This is a genomic window from Shewanella sp. VB17 (assembly GCF_013248905.1).
GTDB lineage: Bacteria > Pseudomonadota > Gammaproteobacteria > Enterobacterales > Shewanellaceae > Shewanella.
On the sequence record NZ_JABRVS010000001.1, the window covers coordinates 3,559,385 to 3,578,302 of the forward strand.

Annotated in this window: 14 protein-coding genes; all 14 read right to left on the bottom strand. The window is 42.0% G+C overall.

Going from position 1 to position 18,918, the window contains the following annotated elements; translation table 11 throughout:
- Positions 1-53: 53 nt before the first annotated feature.
- Positions 54-3,110 (bottom strand): AAA family ATPase, encoded by a 3,057-nt coding sequence (locus tag HQQ94_RS15320; protein WP_173295230.1) that lies wholly within the window; start codon positions 3,108-3,110, stop codon positions 54-56.
- Positions 3,107-4,252, bottom strand: a complete 1,146-nt coding sequence (locus HQQ94_RS15325; protein WP_173295231.1) for an exonuclease SbcCD subunit D — start codon at positions 4,250-4,252, stop codon at positions 3,107-3,109. The genes HQQ94_RS15320 and HQQ94_RS15325 overlap by 4 nt, the downstream gene beginning before the upstream one ends.
- A gap of 216 nt (positions 4,253-4,468) precedes the next feature.
- Positions 4,469-4,756: a YciI family protein gene (locus tag HQQ94_RS15330; protein ID WP_173295232.1), complete on the bottom strand. Its 288-nt coding sequence runs from the start codon at positions 4,754-4,756 to the stop codon at positions 4,469-4,471.
- 241 nt (positions 4,757-4,997) lie between these two features.
- Positions 4,998-6,011: an HAD family phosphatase gene (locus tag HQQ94_RS15335; RefSeq protein WP_173295233.1), complete on the bottom strand. Its 1,014-nt coding sequence runs from the start codon at positions 6,009-6,011 to the stop codon at positions 4,998-5,000.
- A gap of 60 nt (positions 6,012-6,071) precedes the next feature.
- Entirely contained in the window at positions 6,072-8,237 is a 2,166-nt protein-coding gene (locus HQQ94_RS15340) for an ammonia-forming cytochrome c nitrite reductase subunit c552 (RefSeq protein WP_173295234.1), read from the bottom strand.
- An 8-nt stretch (positions 8,238-8,245) separates the two neighbouring features.
- Complete coding sequence (locus HQQ94_RS15345; protein ID WP_173295235.1) at positions 8,246-9,418, bottom strand: BatD family protein; 1,173 nt, start codon at positions 9,416-9,418, stop codon at positions 8,246-8,248.
- Positions 9,415-10,965, bottom strand: a complete 1,551-nt coding sequence (locus HQQ94_RS23000; protein WP_173295236.1) for a hypothetical protein — start codon at positions 10,963-10,965, stop codon at positions 9,415-9,417. The genes HQQ94_RS15345 and HQQ94_RS23000 overlap by 4 nt, the downstream gene beginning before the upstream one ends.
- Positions 10,955-11,959, bottom strand: a complete 1,005-nt coding sequence (locus HQQ94_RS15355) for a VWA domain-containing protein (RefSeq protein ID WP_173295237.1) — start codon at positions 11,957-11,959, stop codon at positions 10,955-10,957. Before HQQ94_RS15355 ends, HQQ94_RS23000 begins: the two co-directional genes overlap by 11 nt.
- Positions 11,949-12,410 carry a DUF4381 domain-containing protein gene (locus tag HQQ94_RS15360; RefSeq protein ID WP_173295238.1) on the bottom strand — a complete coding sequence of 154 codons (462 nt, stop codon included), beginning with the start codon at positions 12,408-12,410 and terminating at the stop codon, positions 11,949-11,951. Before HQQ94_RS15360 ends, HQQ94_RS15355 begins: the two co-directional genes overlap by 11 nt.
- The gene (locus tag HQQ94_RS15365) at positions 12,410-13,324 is read right to left on the bottom strand and encodes a DUF58 domain-containing protein (RefSeq protein ID WP_173295239.1); all 915 of its coding nucleotides are present in this window, start codon (positions 13,322-13,324) and stop codon (positions 12,410-12,412) included. The genes HQQ94_RS15360 and HQQ94_RS15365 overlap by 1 nt, the downstream gene beginning before the upstream one ends.
- A gap of 29 nt (positions 13,325-13,353) precedes the next feature.
- Positions 13,354-14,331 (bottom strand): MoxR family ATPase, encoded by a 978-nt coding sequence (locus HQQ94_RS15370; protein WP_173295240.1) that lies wholly within the window; start codon positions 14,329-14,331, stop codon positions 13,354-13,356.
- Positions 14,332-14,433: 102 nt separating this feature from the next.
- On the bottom strand, positions 14,434-15,978 hold the full coding sequence (locus HQQ94_RS15375) for an arylsulfatase (protein WP_173295241.1): 1,545 nt from the start codon (positions 15,976-15,978) through the stop codon (positions 14,434-14,436).
- 498 nt (positions 15,979-16,476) lie between these two features.
- On the bottom strand, positions 16,477-17,412 hold the full coding sequence (locus HQQ94_RS15380) for a LysR family transcriptional regulator (RefSeq protein WP_173295242.1): 936 nt from the start codon (positions 17,410-17,412) through the stop codon (positions 16,477-16,479).
- A gap of 110 nt (positions 17,413-17,522) precedes the next feature.
- Entirely contained in the window at positions 17,523-18,470 is a 948-nt protein-coding gene (locus HQQ94_RS15385) for an ABC transporter substrate-binding protein (RefSeq protein ID WP_173295243.1), read from the bottom strand.
- Positions 18,471-18,918: the final 448 nt, after the last annotated feature.

Below are 18,918 nucleotides of genomic sequence, written 5' to 3' on the forward strand. Positions count from 1 at the left end.
TCATAATACATATTGGTCACGATACTGCGAACAAGTCATTGTTATGAACATTGTTATGGAAGGACAATAGCGGTCTGACTGCCATTGGCTGTGCTAATAATGTCAATCCGAGTCCCTATCTGCTCTTTCATCTCAGAGACATGTGAGATAACCCCAATCATGCGACCTGAAGATTGCAGATCCATCAAGGTGCGGATGGCTAAATCTAGGGAGTCTTGATCTAAACTGCCAAAGCCTTCATCGATAAACAGGGTGTCGAGCTTAATGCCCCCAGCATAAGCTTGTACTACATCAGATAGTCCCAGCGCCATTGACAATGCAGCCATAAAACTTTCGCCACCGCTTAGCGTTGCCACAGGCCGCACTTTAGAGGTGTAAGCATCTTCCACTTCCAACTCAAGCCCCGAAGCTTTATTGCCTTTGGCTCTATTTTCCTTGCGGATCAGTCGGTAACGACCTTTACTCATCAACTGTAAACGCTGACTGGCTTCGAGCAGCACATCATCAAGCAGTACGCTCAATACAAAGCGTTGTAAGCTTATTTTGTTACCCGTTTGGCCATTAGCCACATCAGCTAAGGTGCCGATAATGGCGTATTTAGCCTCTAATTTTTGGGCATCTGCATCCGCCTCTTGCAGTTGCTTTTGGATCTGGGTCAACTGAGAGACCCTAGTGTGTAAATGTTGCCATTGCAGTTCAGCTTCGCGTTGCTCTGTCTGAGTTATCACTAAACGTGCCTCAACATCGCTCAGCTCAGGTTTAACGTGTGCTGATAATTTATCATTCAGTTGTGTTAGTGACGTTCTATTGGCCACACACGCCTGTTGATAAGCGGCTATTTCATCCGTTATCAAGGTGACATCTTCATTCGATAACAGCGCTTGCGCTAACGCCTGCTGATCATCAAAGTCTGCTGCAGACAAGTGCAAATTAAGTTCAGCTTGCGCCTTCTCGCTGTGTTCTTTTGCCTGAGTTAAGCTTAATTGAGCCGCAGCTAAACCCGCAGTATGCGCAGCATCTTGTTCAAGCGCTTGTGTGTGAGATTGCCGGATCGTGTTTATCATTTGCTGCAGGCTCGCTAGGTGAGCCGACGTCTGGCTTATGGCACCATTGAGCACATCTAAGCAGCGATATTGTTCAGGTATGGTGACTGAAACTTGTTCTAATTGACCTTCAAGAGACGCGACACGAGTCTGCAATGTTTGAAATAAAGCGCGATCGACCTCTAGTTGATGTTGTAGCTCCCTCTCCTTTGACTGCCAGTGTTGTATTTGCTGCCTAAGCTCAGTAAGCGCTAAAACAGCCTGATTAGCCTGATTAACGTTCAATTGCAGTTGGTGCTGATGAGCATGTAACGAGGCCAAAGGATGCGCAGCCCATTCTCCAAGTCTGTGCTGATAATCATCACTTAGCGTCACTTGCTCCAGTCGCTGTGCTGTCAACCCTTTATAATCAGCAATCATTTGATTTAATAAAGACTTTGCTATTTCACAAGTCTGTTTACTTAATGCTAAATCGGCTTCTGATGGTACAAATTGCTCACTTTCGGCAGGATATGGATGTTCAGCACTACCACAGACAGGGCAAGGCTCTCCGGGGGTCAACTTTTGTGCCAATACATTCGCTTGCCCGCGATGCCAGATCAGCTGCAATTGATCATACGCATTTTCTTTGTCTTTGGCATCGACACGAAGCTGCTTGCCTTTTTCCTCAGCTTGTTTCAATGCATCATCCGTTTGCTGAACATGCGTACTAGCAACCTGCCATTGTAGATAACGCTCAACAGTGTCAGTGTGAGCCGTCAATGCCTGCTGTGCATTGACCTGCTGAGCAGAATGCTGCTCGAGTTGAGGGATTTTCAGCTCTGCCGCTTGTTTATTCGCTGATAAACTTGCTAATGCCGCTTTCCCTTTAAGGCCCACTTCTTTGGCCTGCTCAAGATTGAGATTTGCTTGGGTAAACTCTGCTTGCAGATGAGCCAGCCCCTGAAGTTGTGGGAGCAACTGAGTCAGTCTCATCTCTTCGCTCTGAGCTTGTTGCAATTGGCAGTCTAACTCGTCCAAGGTACAACACTTTTCAAGGCTAACACTCAGTGCTTGCTCACTCAGATGTTTATTGGTTTGCACCTCAATAAATCTATTATTCGCTTGAGTAAGCTCATACTCACGCGCTTGTGATACCTCCAGCACAGGCTTTATTTGTTGTGCTTTTTGATTATTGTCAACTTGATATTGGCGCTGTTCAATGGCCGTCTTCTGCTCCATCAACAATGCAGCGGCTTGGTTTAATTTAGCTTGGGCTGCAAAATCACTGAGAAGTAATTTCGTTGATTCATATTGCTTATTCATCTCAATCAGTGCCGATGTCGCCTGATCTTTACGTGCTGAAGCGTAAGAGAGCTTAGGTGATACTTCTATCAACTCTGCACTGAGCGCTTCATCTGAACTCAATTCAACACTTTGAAGTATGCCATCACGTTTATTACGGCCATCTCGTACTTCATGACGAATACTTGAGGCTTGAAGTTTTAATTTATCTTCAATTTTGCGATAGATTTGGGTCTGAAACAGTTGGCTAAATATCTTTTCTCTGTCTTTAGAATCCACCATCAATAGCTCACGAAACTTACCCTGTGGCAGTACCATCACTTGGCGAAACTGATCGGCATCAAGGCCTGTTAGCGCTTCAATTTCTGCGGTTGCCTCTGACACCTTACTCGCCACCAGCAGGTGCTCACAACCCGCTTTATCTACTCGATATAACTGGGCTTCTGGTTTTTGCACCGTAAACCCTTCGCCACTTTTTTTAACCCTATTTTGCTCTGGCACTCGGCGAATACGGTACTCCATATCACCTAAGCTAAACGTAAAGGAAATCTCTGTCAGCAGATCATCATCAGCTGCATCGCAGCGCATCTGACTGCCTTCACGTTCATCACCGGTGGTTTTACCATAAAGCGCAAAACAAATAGCATCGAGAATGGTGGTTTTTCCAGCGCCTGTAGGGCCATTAATTAAAAACAACGCATTGCTACTAAGCACAGAAAAATCGGTGATTTGCTTGGATGCAAATGGGCCAAAAGCGGATATGTCTAACCTAAGCGGCCTCATGAGACACTCTCTACTTTATGCAGTTCATCAATGGCATCAATCATGGCTGCGGTTTGTGCCTCATTCATGGGCTCACCAAAAACTTGAGAGAAAAAATCAGTAAACATGTCAAATTCCCCCTTTTTAATATGCTCACGACCAATAGCAAGCTGGCTATTTTTAGCCATTAACCCTGTACGCTCTAAGTGCAGCACATTAGGGTAAACATCTCTAAGCTTACCCATGGGGTCTAAAATGGCATTTTTGTCCCATAGCCTCACCATAAGATAATCATCACGATAAAGATCCGTTTTACCCGTCGCAAGTAACACATCGAGCTCACCTTCAATAATCCGTACATCGCGCATCGCACTCAGAGGTAAGAGTTCAATATTTGTTTCACCAGAGGGGGTCAGTTCTACTAAAGTGACTGATTTTTTTTGATTTTGCTCACTGAATGAATATTTTAAGATAGAGCCCGAGTAGCGAACATGCTCCTCACCTTTATATTGTGGGCCATGAAGATGACCTAAAGCTGCGTAGTTAAACGGGGTAAACAAACTGGGGGATATTTTATCCGCACCGCCAATACTCAAAGGACGTTCAGATTCAGACTCACTCCCCCCATCAAGGAAGCAATGGCTAATCACCACCTTTGGTAAACCTTGGCTATCATCTTCATGAACTTGTTCAAGCAACTTGACCATCGCTGCTTCATGGCTACTGACTTCACAGTCAAAGACATCACGCACAGTAGCAGGATCGGCATAGGGCAAACCGTAAAACACAGCATCACCTGACTTTCCTGTTAATCTGACGGGAGCGAGCAACTTATTAAGCGGACCAATAATATGCAGACCACTATCTTTCATCTGTCTCGATGCAAAACCTAAACGTTCAGGACCATCATGGTTTCCAGCAATCATGATCACTGAAATATTCAGTTCATTCACTAGGCGATTCACCACTTCATCGAGCAAAGCAACCGCGTTTGCAGGTGGAATGGAGCGGTCATAGATATCACCAGCAATGACCACAGCATCAACATCATGAGCCACAGCAAACTCGACAATTTGAGCCAACACATGACGCTGATCTTCCAGTAAGCTGTGATGATGAAGTTGGCGACCAATATGCCAATCGGACGTATGGATAAATTTCATGAATGCTCGCGTAAAAAGTAAGAGGAGGAGAAAAAAATAGGAGAGTTTGCGATTATACCCCAGTGACTTGGGTATAATAGGAAGATGAGCACTTTTTGACAAGCACTTGTTCACTTAATCTAGGATGAATACATTCAGCGAGAATTCAAAGCGCTGTAAACAAGAACTCTATTTGGCTTCTGCATATAGCGAAGAATGGTTAGCGAAGATTGTTACTCATTCAATAAGTACTGATAGCATATCAGCAGCATTAGTTGGTATAAATTCAGTGATATCATAATGAGCTAGACCATGTATTTTAAATGGATCTTCTGCCAAGATCCCTTCTAACATTGTTTGGCTTTCTGCGCGCGCTAAAATGATCCCTCCAGTACGAGGTTCTTTCCTTCCTGATACAAGAAAAATCCCCTTTGAATATTGCCGTTCTAGGTACTGAATATGGCTATCAAGATGCTTCTCAATATCCCCGATGTCACACTCGTATGTTAAAGAAACGATGAACATAGTCAAGACTCCCCGTCTATCTAGTTGATGCCAAAATGATTAACTTAATACATTCTACCATCTCATTGGCATAATCCCAATGATAACCCCAATGACAACTTCATTGATCTTCTGTGAAAAATAGGTAGCGTCGATGCCAAAACTACGACCGATATTCGCAGAGGATCCGTACGTCGATTCTGGTATCCTCTAAATAAACCATACTGTCACCGTCCATGGTAATTTTCATGACATTGAAGAATTAGTTATTTTCAAGCTGAAAAGGATAGATACGCTTCCAATCTTGTTTCATATCAATCACGGTCCATCCATCTGATTGTCCTTGAGTCAGCGCCTTATCTAACTTACCAACGTGAGAATCTTTGTCATATGCCCATTCATTTTTTTCATCTGTATGGTGCACAATACTCATGAACCTCGGTCCCTCACCCGCTGCGGTCCATTGTAACATTTGCAAATCACCATCAGAATTGCCAAATGCAGCAATCGGCCTCTGCCCTATAAACTTTTGAATAGCGACAGGTTTACCTTCTTTGTCATCAAGGAAATCCATTTCAGGCAAACGCACTAAAGCCAGATCAGCGCCTTTCATTTGAAATTCTGTTTTAATGCTGCTGCCAATCACTTGCTCTGGAGGGATACCATACACTTTCTCAGTCCACGGGCGCATAAATTCGATACCACCACCGGAAACAATATAAGTCTTAAAGCCATTTTCACGTAAATATGTCAGCACTTCTAACATAGGCTGATAGACTAATTCTGTGTAAGGACGATCAAATTTAGGGTGCTTTGCTTTGGCTAACCACGTTATGACAACTTGCCTAAACTCTGCAGTCGTGAGCCCAGCGTGAGTGGCCATCACTAATTCCAATAAACCTTTATTGCCTATTTTAGCCAATGCTTGTTGATCATTTTCTAATACCGCTTTAAACGGTTGAGTCGTTTTCCATTCAGGATGCTCTGCCGCCATCTCTTTAACTCTATCCATGGCAAACAGTAATTGAAAATAGACTGGTTTTTCCGACCATAGCGTACCATCATTGTCAAACACAGCGACGCGCTGAGCCGTTGGCACAAAATCAGGCGATGTTTTTTGGGTGACTTTTTCAACAAAAGCGAGAATATTTTTTTTACTTTCTCCTTCGTTCCATGAAGGTAAAGGGTCTTGATGTGAAAATGCATTGAAACTGGCAAAAAGCAATACAGCAACAAGCGTTTTTTTTACTCTATGATTAACTTTATTTATCTTCATTTCTCTCTCCATCATGACGTTTATTATCTTAGCAAAAGGCATATTATGTTTTTGATCCATTTAAGGCTTCACTTTTGCAGCCTTAAGTCGCTTTCGTAAATCGGCTAAAGCAGGATCTCCTGGCGTGATGCTTTCCAACTGCTGCACGTGTTTTAACGCTTCATCGATATTGCCGCTTGCTTCCAACGCGAGCGTCAGCACAAACTGAAATCGACTATTATCAGGCTCAAACTCAGCCGCTTTGGCTAGCGCAGACAGCGCATCTGGCCATTGTTGTTGAATGACATAAACTAGCCCTAAATTGTGTAATGCCATAGCGTGGTTGGGCGCTATTTTAAGAATATCTTTTAATAGCATTTTGCTTTTATCTAACTGATCCATTTCTCGGTAGATACTGGCAAGATTGAGCTTGGCAGGTAAAAAGCTGGGTTGTAACTTAATGGCATTGCTATACAAGACTTGGGCTTGTTCCAAATCCCCCACTTTATAAGCCATGTCTGCCAGCGCCAGTTGAGCCGACAGTAAATCCTGCTGCTTTTCATAGGTTGACACCGCTTCCAATAACCCTGCTTGTAATTTCTTTTGGGCTTTCTCTGGTATTTGTTGTCTAAAAGCGGGGGCTAATAATTTAATCGCCCCCATGCGTACATTTTTATCGTCATCATACAAAAGACCAAAGCCTATCTGTAACTGCAATCGATAGGGTGAAGACTCAAGCACTCCTATCACGCCAAGTTTAACCAAACTTTCATCATCACTGGCTACCGTATTCAACGCTTGGACATTTTCAGGCTTTGCCATGTCAAGTTGTCCCAATAATACTGCTCTGCGCATCGCTGGTTGCAGCTTATCTAATACCAGCTGTCGCAGTAATTTCTGCCCTTGTTGCTTATTTTGTTGGTTGAGCAATATCGCTGGGCCGATATCATTATAGTGACCGAATATCTGCTTTTTTTGATTTTTCAAATTATTCTGGGACCACTGACTATTTTTATCCTTATGGCAGCTAAGACACACATCATTAGACCCTACCGCCTCACTGACCCAAGGATTAGGGACTCTAAAGGCATGATCTCGCCTATTATCGACACCCATATACTGTGTGGTCGGCATATGGCAATTGACACAAAGGGCCCCCTCTGACGCCTTATTATGTAAGGTATGTTTAGGGGTATCAAATGTCGTTGCTTTATGGCATTGAAGGCATAAGCCATTTTTTTCAGCTAACAATTTCCCAGAGTGAGGTTCATGGCAATTGCTGCATACCACCCCCGCCGCGGCCATTTTGCTTTGAGTAAACGAGCCATAGACATACACTTCATCGAGAATTTGGCCATCCAGATGATAAAGTGGAGGCTCAGCTAAACGAGGAATAAAATGCTGGCTGAAATTTCCCGCTTTAGCACCATCAGTTAAGGCAACGCGGCGACTATGACAAGCCGCGCATTGATCAACTTGACCATGATCAACCGATATTGGTTTTGTATCTTGTCGTACCGCAGTATGATGAGATGAGTTAAATGCCCAGAGACTGGTTTTTTTTAATGCATTATCAAAGCCTGAATGAGTGGCAGGTTTACCCTGTTTTTTTAATTTTAGGTGTGTGGCAGCCGGTCCATGACATGACTCACAACTGACGTTGATTTCACTCCAACGGGTTTTATAACTATCAGTGTCAGGCTCATACCCCCTCGTTAAATGCGTTGAATGACATTCAGCACAGCGCGCATTCCAGTTATTAAACTGACCTTTCCAGTAAAATGGCGTCGATTTCGTATGTGTATTGTCATATAAGTCATACCATTTACTCCCCCCTTCTGTGTCAGTTCTTGCATCCCATGCAACCGTATACGCTTGCAATCGCCCTTGGCCGATATCAACCAAAATCTGTTGTAACGGGTAATAGCCAAAGACATAAGGAACACGGTAACGCACACCAGATTGACCTTTGCTTCCCGTCTCGATGTAGTAACCTTTATCGTCTTTATTGAACACAGTCCAGCCGTCATTAGACTCAAATCTTACGTGATTAAAATCACCTAATACGGTCTCTTCGTTAGCCACTTGCATCGCTTTGGCGTGATCTGAGCCCTGCCAGTTTTTCACTTCATTGCGATGGCATTCCTGACAACTTTCATTACCAACATAATCTGTTGCCAACGAGGGGGCACAGACCACACAGCAGGTTAATATCACACACTGCAACACCGTACGGATTAATTGCATTCATTTACTCACTTAATTAACTGACCCAATTCTTTAGTTAGTTTTTTAGTTGATTGATTGTTTCCCTCTTTGATGCGCCCTTGGCTTAATGCAGAGCCCTGAATGGACCGAGGACGTGCATATAAAAAGTCGAATAAATCAGCGATAACCCGCTTGCTCTCAGTTAATTTTAATTGACGGCAACCACGCTGACTTCCCTGTTCTGCATCAGTTTTCTGGTAAAGTAAGCTAACGAATTTTTTCAAATCGCCACTCCTTAGTGCACATGTTAATTTCGCTTTCAAACTCGGTGGTCTGTTAGCTACATATCGGCCACCCAGTGATAACAAGAGCAAGAGAAATACCACGATGATGAGCACGTAAACAGACCGAGGAGATAGACCATTGACATTGATCTCCTCAGTAGGAAATACGCTTAATTGTTCCCCCTGCTCAAGGTTCCACCAATACAATGATTCACCTCCAATACGATAATTGCCAGCTTGCGTTATGACGTAACTCAGACGTTGAGTCATGCTGGCCCTCTGCTGACCGCGATCATTAGTGTCTGATAATTGTGCTTCCTGAGGAATTATTTTAATACCATCGACAGGTAAAGGAATAAAGCGAGGGATCTGTATGCTTTGTACATCACTGGCTTCAATCTGGATCTGACGCACAAGAACATCACCTTTTTCATACTGATTTTTTTGCCCCGTCCAGCGGTCACTCACTTTTACATCTGGTGACACGATATATGAATTAACACCTTGTAATTCATCAGGTAAATAAACAAAAAATTGAATATCATCTGATACTAATCTTTGTTTAACCGCCTTACCTTCATTATTCATATACTCGATATTAAACATCATAGCGGGAATGTCTAACAATCCGGTTTTTTCAGGATATAGGCTCACTTCCCATCGCTGAGTCGCCAGACTCCTTCCTTGTTTTCGAATACTGCCATTAACCGCAAAATCCGACCGCTTCGCTAATCTAGCGCCGGACAATGAGGCCAAATCAAAACGAGTCGGGCCATTAAAAAAACCATCAACGACGAGCTCATAACTCAGTACCACTTGTTGCCCTACCACTGGATGATGAGTGTCAGCAGTGGTTATTAGCTGAGGAGATATTGGCGTAGCATGACATAGATGCGAAACCAACAAGATCAATAACCCCCCAACAAACCTATTCATTGTTCCCCCTCCAACACCTTGGACTCCGAGCCCTGTGTTTGCTTGTTATACTGCACTTGAAACTTAGCGGTAAGAAATTGCTTAGGATCTTTACTTATATCCCTAAGCCACAATGCTTTTTTCTGCTCACTCGCCAATAATTCTTCCACTGACAACTGTTCTATTTTAACCGCTATTTGACCAATTTTTTGTTTGTCTGCACCCAAGCTGGTATCCATCATCTCATCTCGATTGACAATATTAGGTGGAGATTCCTCTTGCTGGCTTTCAGACAGACGTTTAATTTCATCGACCAAACGGGTAATAATCGCCAAATCTTTTTGTACCGCACTATTGTCAGGCTCGATTTCAAGCAACAATTGGTAAAGCCCAATAGCTTTACTGTAATTGCGCATTTTCACGTAGCTGGACGCTAAATTGTAAAGACTCGTTAAGTCATCTTGCTGCCGATAAATATTGGCCGCTTTATCAAATTGCCTTGCATGATAAAACGCCGCAGCCTGCCACTTTTCATCATCAAACCTAAGTGCCGCTTCTTGATAGTCACCACGTGTAAAATAATATGCCCCTTGTTGATCTGGGGTCATCACCCAATCAAGCCAGCTCGCCTCAACAGGTTGAGGTGTCAAGTTGACTAACAAAAATAACCCTGTGCTCCAATAAAGATTAAAGCCTTTGCGAAAGAAAAATAGCAGTAACAATGCAAAGGGGTAAAGCAGCCAATAGCCAAGGTTTTCTTCTATGAAAGCGTTAGAATGACTGGGGTTGGCTAAAGCATTAATCATCTTGTATAAGGTATCACTGTCTACGTTCAAATCTCGCCCATGAATCGTTGTTAATGCTAATGCTTCTGACGACCTCTCTCCTTCAGGGGTTAACGCTGCCACCATCCCTGATCCCCCATAACCCTTTAACCAATCATTAAAAATGGCACTATTGACCTCAAAACCATCAGACAAAATAATCAAATCAAATCCAGTTTCCTTTATCTTAGGGATAGTATCGATAACCCCCATTAATGAATTCAAATCATTACCATTTTTTGGCATAACGCTGGGATCGAGATAAGCCAGATATAAACGTAATAATTCCCGTTGATCTGACGGAGGTAATACCTGATGACTACTTCCAGCAAACGTGATTAACGTTACCGGACGACTGACACCTTGATTCAATACGTCATCCAATAGCAATTTTGCGTGCTGTAATGGGCTGACAGAATCTGTTGTCGCCACCATAGAGCTGGACAAATCTAATGCGAAAATTAACGGGGCTTGCAATTGGTCATTGCTCGCCTTCTGCCAGCTAGGCCCTGCTAATGAAGTCAATAGCAAAACGGTTGCCATTAACGTTAATAGGATTGGCCTGAGTGTCGCTTCCTTATGCTGCTGCAATGAGAAAACCTTAGACAAATGCGGTGCAATCATGCCTCTCCCTGCATCCTTATGTTGTACATTCCTCGCTTTAAACAACACCAACATCAAGCAACTTATTGGGATAAGTAACACAAACCATAATGGCTGAGCAAAATAGAAACTAGCTAGCACGGGCATCTCCTTGGCGACTTCGCCACATTTGGCGACCAGACAAAAAGAACCAAAGACATAAATACAACAACAATAAAGGCCCCATGATCCAAGGATAGATATCAGTCTTAGGAACAAATGTCGCTTGTTCGAATTGGGCTGGTGCGATCTGATTAACATCCTCCAATACTCGCTTAATCGCATCAGCGTCTGATGCGACATAAGACTTACCTTTAGTGACTTTGGCTATCTTATTAAGCGTGTTAAAGTCGACTTTATCATCCCCCTCTGTATTGGGATCGCCCATTGCAATGGTATAAACTGTGATATTTTCACTGGCAGCAACTCTAGCAGCATCAACTGGATCAAGACGAGAACTGGTATCGCTACCATCGGTAACCAGTAGCAATAGACGCTGCTTAGATGTCGAATGGGCAAAGGCTCTGATACTGAGTCCAACGGCATCACCAATCGCGGTGGCAGGGCCTGCCATTTGCGTCTCCATCTCATTCAATAACACTTGCCACAAATGTATATCTTGAGTAAAAGGAACTTGCAAATAGGCGCCTGAGCCAAACACAATCAAGCCTAAGCGGTCTCCGTCTCTATGGCTTGAAAAATCAACGAGCACTTTTTTTAATGCCTCAAGCCGAGAAATATGACCTAACGAAGGATATAGATAATCTTTTTGCTCCATTGATTGAGACAAATCCACCGCGATCATCAAATCTCGTCCGGTCTTATTGACCACTTGAACCTCACCTAACAAAACAGGACGGGTCAGACAAATAATTACGCCAATCCAACTTAATATTAAGGCCAACCCTTGAATTTTTTTTCGGCGACGCACGCTTGCTCCCACGGTTGGAGTTTGCCCTGTGGCCTTAACAAACCGAAAGAAAAAGGGCACGTAAAGCGATACACTAGGGTGTAAATACGCTGGAATTAATTGATGTATAAAAAAAGGCAAGGGTAAAAGTAATAACAACCAGGGGTAAATTAACTCAATATTCATTACGGTGTTCCTGTACCCAGACTTTACATTTTTGTTGTAATTCAGTCAGTGAATCTTGAGTCAGATCCCAATCAAGTGGATTTTGATAGCTAAGTTGCCAAATAAGATGTAAATCAGTGGCATTAAAAATGGGAAGCTGTGTCACACTATTTAAAAAGTGTTGCCAGGTTTCTCGATCGTAACTCAGCACATCAGTTCCATTAAAACTCACTGACACGACTTCCCTTATAATTTGAGGAAGACGTGAAGCATTAGACAATAATATCACGTCAAGCTCAGCTAAGGCTTCTCGCAGATAGCGCTTTTGTTGCCAATGCTGCCATTTTATTCTCCCAAAAACACCGAGCACAATCAGCAAAGCAAGTAGGATGACATAACAGCCTGGGGCTAATGGCCACCATGCTACTGGGTCTGGCAAAATAAGTTTCGATAACTGACTCATATCATCCATTATTCATGCCCTTGTAACAGCATCATCAATTGATTAACCACAGGATCATGCGTATTTAATAGTCCCAACGGTAAGCTACTTCCTGACATCGCCAGCGTCAATTGCTGTAATTTATCCTGATATAACGCATCGTATTTTTGCTGATTGTCATTATTGACTTGAATATTTATCTGCTCTTTTCCCTCAGAAATACTTAATCCATGTGCCAAAGACAGGTTTGCTTCTAATGGATCTTGCACTACAAATAATACAAAGTTTGATTTGTGCTGCAACATTTCCAGCTCACTAATGTCCGTTTCTCCTAATCCCTCAATATCAGTAATAAGGATCACGACGCTTTGATTGGTCAAACTCGATAAAAAAGGCTTCACTTGAGCAAATAGCGATCCACTAGGCTCAGCATCTGTCACTAGGCTCAGTTGATTATTGGCTGAAATAATCGCCTCCAGCAAGGTGATCACATTATTCGCACTGCGCTGAGGAGAAATAGGTTGAATGCCATTAACTCCAACCACAACCCCCCCAACTCTATCACCCGAGTCCAAAGCTACCCAAGCGAGTAAAGCCGCTAACTCTGCCGCAATGACAGATTTAGTTTTTTCAACGCTACCAAAGAACATGGGTAAGCGCTGGTCAATGACAAGGTGTACAGGTCTATCGGTTTCTTCTGAATAAACACGAACATAAGGTTTTTTAAGACGAGCACTGGTTCGAGGATCTATCTGACGAATATTGTCGCCAAACTGATATTGTCTTAATTCCTCAAAATTGAGGCCACTGCCTCTTAACTTCGAAGCATGATTACCTGACAATATTCCCGCAGGACGATAACTTGGAGACCAATGGATATGGCGCCCTGATTCTCGCAGTTCAAGCAGCACTTCCAAACGGGTATAAATTCGTAAGTCTTGCACAGACAACTCCCACACTAACCGTTACGCTATCATACCGGGACAACTTTGACTAAATCAGCCACCAATTGCGATGCCGTTTTTCCTGCTGCGATGGCACTATAACTCAGCATTAAACGGTGATTTAACACCGCCATTGCAACCGCCCTAACATCATCTGGATCGACATAATTCCGCCCCGCTAATACAGCATGAGCACGAGCAGCTTTATCTAACGCAATGGTCGCCCTAGGACTGGCACCCACTTTAATATATTTGGCTAAATCACTGTCTGGATAACGATCAGGGCAACGTGTAGCCATCACTAAAGCAACCATATATTTTTCTATGTCTTCAGAGAGGTACACTTGGTGAACCAGTTTTCTAGCCGCTAAAATTAACGCTTCGGCGTTATCTATGGATGTCAATGATAATGCTTTATTTTCTTCTTGCTTACGTACTAAACGGATAATTTCAAGCTCGGTGTCGTCATCTGGGTAATCCAGCGTCAGCTTAAACATAAAACGGTCCATTTGTGCTTCTGGTAGAGGATAAGTCCCTTCTTGTTCAACAGGGTTTTGTGTTGCCATGACCAAAAAGATATTTTCCATTGGATAACTGGTATTACCTACCGTGACTTGCCGTTCTTCCATAGACTCCAATAAAGCAGATTGCACTTTAGGAGGCGCTCGATTGATTTCATCCGCTAATAAAATATGGTTAAACACAGGTCCTGGATGAAAATCGATTTGTTGACTGTGATCTGTATTTGATAAAGCCTCATAACCGATCACATCTGAGGGTAAAAGGTCTGGCGTAAACTGTACACGTCCTTTAGATAACGACAGTAAATCCGCTAAGGCTTTCACCGAGCGAGTTTTAGCCGTGCCCGGTAACCCCTCAAGTAATACGTGGCCATCAGCAAGCAAGGCCAAAATCAATCCATCCATAATATGAGATTGACCTAATACCTGAGTACTGAGGGCTTGATTAAGGAGTGTTAATTGCTGATAAATATATTCATTTTCCATTGTAGACCTTAAATTTAACTGTTTGAGCCATGCTGTGGGAGGCCGTTATCCCTATCAAAACTAACACGCTTAAAAAAGGGCGCTGTGCGCCCTTAATCCAGTTTATTTACTTTGCGGAGTTTTTAGCTTTTCCATCACTTGATCTAAGCTAAAGCTGGCCGCTTTTTGACTAGGCGGATATTCTTTAAAGGTCTCTAAAAATGTCCCTACATAAACCTGTGCTGGCACCAGCATATAGGCATGGTCGATCATCCAATCCCAATAGGTATTAGAGGTGATATCTGCATTTTCATAAGGATCCATGCGTAAGTTATAGATTTTTGGCAAACGCAATGTGGTAAAAGGCTCAGCCCAAAGTTGCAAAGTTCCTGCCACTCTTTGCTCCATAAATACCAGCTTCCAGTTATTAAAGCGCAATGCAGCAAGATCGCCATCGTCCGTAAAGTAGAAAATCTCTTCACGACGGCCTTTCTTTTCTTTACCCGTTAAATAAGGCAGGAAGTTATAACCGTCAAGATGGTTTTTAAAACTTTTATCACCTGCTTTCATGCCTTTAAGCAGTTTGCTTTTAACTTCGCTATCCCCTGCAGCTGCGGCAAACGTTGGTAACCAATCCATGTGGTGCATGATCTCATTAGAAATCTCACCGGCTTTGATATGACTCGGCCACCTGACCATCGCAGGCACTCTGTACGCCCCTTCCCAGTTAGTATTTTTTTCTCCGCGAAATGGGGTTGTTCCCGCATCAGGCCAAGTATTCATATGTGGGCCATTATCGGTAGAATAGAAAACAATGGTATTGTCCTTAATACCCAGATCGTCGACTTTTTTCAGCAATTTACCTACATGATTATCATGTTCAATCATACCATCGGAATATTCACTGATCCCTGTTGTCCCTTGCAGCTCAGGTTTTACGTGAGTGCGAAAATGCATTCGAGTACCACTCCACCACACAAAAAAGGGTTTTTCGGCTTTAACACTGCGTTCCATAAAATCCATCGCAGCATCAGAGGTTTCATCGTCCACGGTTTCCATACGTTTTTTCGTTAATGGTCCAGTGTCTTCGATTTTTCCATCAGCATAAGAACGTATTACACCCCGAGGCCCAAATTTTTTGCGAAATTCTGGATCTTTAGGGTAATCAATATTTTCAGGTTCTTCTTCTGCGTTAAGGTGATACAAGTTACCAAAAAACTCATCGAAACCATGAGCCGTAGGTAAGAATTCATCCTTATCACCTAGGTGATTTTTACCAAACTGACCCGTCGCATAGCCCATCGGTTTTAACACTTCGGCGATAGTGATATCCGATGCCTGTAACCCCACATCGGCCCCCGGCATACCCACTTTACTCAAGCCAGTACGAAATACACTCTGGCCGGTGATAAAGGTTGAACGACCTGCTGTACAGGATTGTTCGCCGTAGTAATCAGTAAACATCATGCCTTCTTTGGCAATACTATCAATACTTGGCGTTTGGTACCCCATCAAGCCATGTGTGTAAGCACTAATGTTAGATTGACCTATATCATCGCCCCAAATCACCAGAATATTGGGTTTTTCTGCTGCATATAAGCTGGCTGACACCAAGCTGACTGCAATAGCAGAGAGAGGGATTAGTATTTTTTTTACTTGATATTTCATTTTGTTTTTGTCTCCATAACCACTTTAAAATAAGTCCTTCGCACCTGTAAATCTAGACTACTTATTTATACTCTGAGACTACAATCATAAAAAAATCCATTTTGTATTTAGGTCCCCTCAGTAAGCAGGCTTAACTAATGACAAAGAAAATGTATCGCCACATACATGACTTATTTATATTGATCATTAAGATCGCTCTATTCATCACCGAAAGGAATGATTTTTAACACACTACCAATACTTTTAAATACAAAAAGATGCAGCAGTATTAAATCTATACACCAAGGAGAAAGCAGTCACTGTCCCGCATTCGAGTGACTGACGTGAATTAACACATTCGTTAAGCTGCATATATAAGGTAGTTTGGGTTATATAACCATTTAGTGAGCTAACAAGAAAGGTATAGCGGATATACCAAATATGAACAGTCTCTATCAGAATGAGAGCTGATGGCATTTACCTGTAACGCTTTGATTGAAATATAGCTAAATTTCGATGCTATGACGGGAACTCGGTGTCACTTTGTGTTTCGATATACTGAATTGACTCTTTTATTACATCGGTTAGCCATATTAACAAAGGATCTCCCCTCCATTTATACCCCCACACCAAGCCTATTTTTTGGTCAAAAAAACCTAAGCTATTATCTATCTCAACATACTTAAATTGTTCGCCTAGTGTCGCGGCCAAATATTTTGAAGATGGCAAAAACATATCTGTTTTCATCAAGGCTTTAAGGATAATGTTTAAATGTGACGTCTTTAGCTGAATATTGGGTTCAATATTGTATTTTTTATATGCATCGGAAATAATGTACGATTTATCATTGAAACCAATAATTCGCAACAATGCCATTGAATAACGTGCTAAATCTTCTTTTGTAAAAGAACGATTATCACGAGGATGATCTTTTCGACAAATAAACACAAATGATTCAGTACCACACACGTGTTGAAGTAAATGTTTCGGTAACGCAAGTGGAAAATAGCTCAAGCCACATTGAATACTGCCATTTTCAATCTCTGCAGGAGTATTATCATGCCAGTCAACAAGCGTCACTGAAATATTAGGCGCTAATTCACCTAACCTTTCAAGTAGCGTCGGCGCTAGCCAGTTAACAATCGGTGAATTAATAGCAATAGTAATATCTGCATCACTTTTCTTAGGATTAAAAGCTTCACCTTCACTGACAACTTGCATTAATTCAAGTAATAGAGGCGCTATTTTTTGATTAAGATTAACCGCTTTTGGCGTTAGCTCTAAACTGCCTTTCTCTCTAATGAGCAATTGATCATCAAACAACTCGCGTAACTTGGCCAGCGAACGACTGACCGCTGGTTGACTGGTATGTAAATTCTGTGCTGCTAAACTAACACTTTTCAGTTCTAATAAAACGGACAGAGTATATAACAAGTTTAAATCAATTTTTTTCATAACAATCCACGTTAAATACCAAGAATCAGCAGAGCACTACGCTTTTTCAACTAAGGCGATACGCCTAAAGCACCTCAATGGCATTTTAAAGGCAGTTGCGTATCCACTCATTATCCCCCACATTCTTTTTGTATCCAAGACTGCCATATTTTAGTGTGTTTTTTTAACCAATAATCAGCAGCATGCTCTACAGTCATTTTATCTTTATCAACAAGGGCTGCAATACTTTCCATTTCAGCATTGTTAAAATCCATATTGCTTAACATTTCAAATGGGCACGGCCATACTTTAGGAAAACCAGCAGAAACAACTTTTTTTAACCAACCAGATTTAGGGTTACCACAATCAAATAAATACTTACTGTTCACGCCCCATTCAGGTTGGGTTTCACAATCTGAATGGTACTCAGGAAAATCAACAAAGCTACCTTCATAAACAGCACCGACCCAATTGGGAGTCCAGTTAAATAATAATATCGCTTGCTTTTTCTCGTAGGCTTCTTTTAATAAAACCCAAAGTTCATCACCAGAGCCTACATTAAGTATGGTAAATTGCAGATCCAGTGCACGCACTCTGGCCTTATCGGGTTTTTCCCAGGGGCCACCATAATAAATGCCACGTGAATTATCCCCCTTATCGGAAAAAATTCCATAGCATTTTTTTAATGCATGCCAATCGGGTAAACCGGGACATAATTTTTCAACATACTTTGGGTACCACCATTCTTCACGAGTGCTTATGTTATACGTCCCCGCGTCGACCAACCAACCATTTTCTTTTGTCTGCAGATATTTATCATTCATTGTACCTTGCCAAACTTCGACTTGCACATGACCTTTCTGTGATTTTAACATGAACCACTGACCATCTGTAGGCACGGTGATGTATTCAATCTGATAACCTTGGAAACGGAACAAGTTACCTATAATATGCGAGATAACAAGCTGACTGGTCCAATTATTAAGCATTATTTTAATGGGATCATTGACTGTGGGAAGTGTACGACTAAATGCACAAAAGTGTATTAACAACAAAATGACTACGGCAATCTTCTTCACTTTCTTCACTTTCTTCACTGCAAATAATAAAACAACTATAGTCGATTTTTACATTACCAGTAATACATTAAGGTGACCAAAAATAATTATATTATTTATTATCAATAGATTAACCTTGAATTATTTTGATGTAATGGTACATTAAAAAAATCGATGCCTTACCCTTAAATCAAACAGTTACCTTCCTGACGTAGATTAGGGCAAGTGATCGCTGAAATACGGTACCAAAAGCCATGTTTAATATTAAATAAATACCTTAATGGATCTCCAACTGCCTTTCTCCCATTAAATTATTACATTGATTTGGATTAATACGACTAATACCATTGCTCACATTCACTCTTTCGATGGCCTGCTAGCCAGCTATTTGGGTGTGTTACTCAATAAAAGTCATAAAAAAAGTCAAAAAAAGGTGCGTTTTTCGCTAAATATTGATATTAAAGGCATC

Bases quoted from the DNA above. Each gene is read 5' to 3' on its own strand.
- HQQ94_RS15320 (WP_173295230.1), bottom strand. From the start codon at position 3,110: ATGAGGCCGCTTAGGTTAGACATATCCGCTTTTGGCCCATTTGCATCC.
- HQQ94_RS15325 (WP_173295231.1), bottom strand. From the start codon at position 4,252: ATGAAATTTATCCATACGTCCGATTGGCATATTGGTCGCCAACTTCAT.
- HQQ94_RS15330 (WP_173295232.1), bottom strand. From the start codon at position 4,756: ATGTTCATCGTTTCTTTAACATACGAGTGTGACATCGGGGATATTGAG.
- HQQ94_RS15335 (WP_173295233.1), bottom strand. From the start codon at position 6,011: ATGAAGATAAATAAAGTTAATCATAGAGTAAAAAAAACGCTTGTTGCT.
- HQQ94_RS15340 (WP_173295234.1), bottom strand. From the start codon at position 8,237: ATGCAATTAATCCGTACGGTGTTGCAGTGTGTGATATTAACCTGCTGT.
- HQQ94_RS15345 (WP_173295235.1), bottom strand. From the start codon at position 9,418: ATGAATAGGTTTGTTGGGGGGTTATTGATCTTGTTGGTTTCGCATCTA.
- HQQ94_RS15355 (WP_173295237.1), bottom strand. From the start codon at position 11,959: ATGAATATTGAGTTAATTTACCCCTGGTTGTTATTACTTTTACCCTTG.
- HQQ94_RS15360 (WP_173295238.1), bottom strand. From the start codon at position 12,410: ATGGATGATATGAGTCAGTTATCGAAACTTATTTTGCCAGACCCAGTA.
- HQQ94_RS15370 (WP_173295240.1), bottom strand. From the start codon at position 14,331: ATGGAAAATGAATATATTTATCAGCAATTAACACTCCTTAATCAAGCC.
- HQQ94_RS15375 (WP_173295241.1), bottom strand. From the start codon at position 15,978: ATGAAATATCAAGTAAAAAAAATACTAATCCCTCTCTCTGCTATTGCA.
- HQQ94_RS15380 (WP_173295242.1), bottom strand. From the start codon at position 17,412: ATGAAAAAAATTGATTTAAACTTGTTATATACTCTGTCCGTTTTATTA.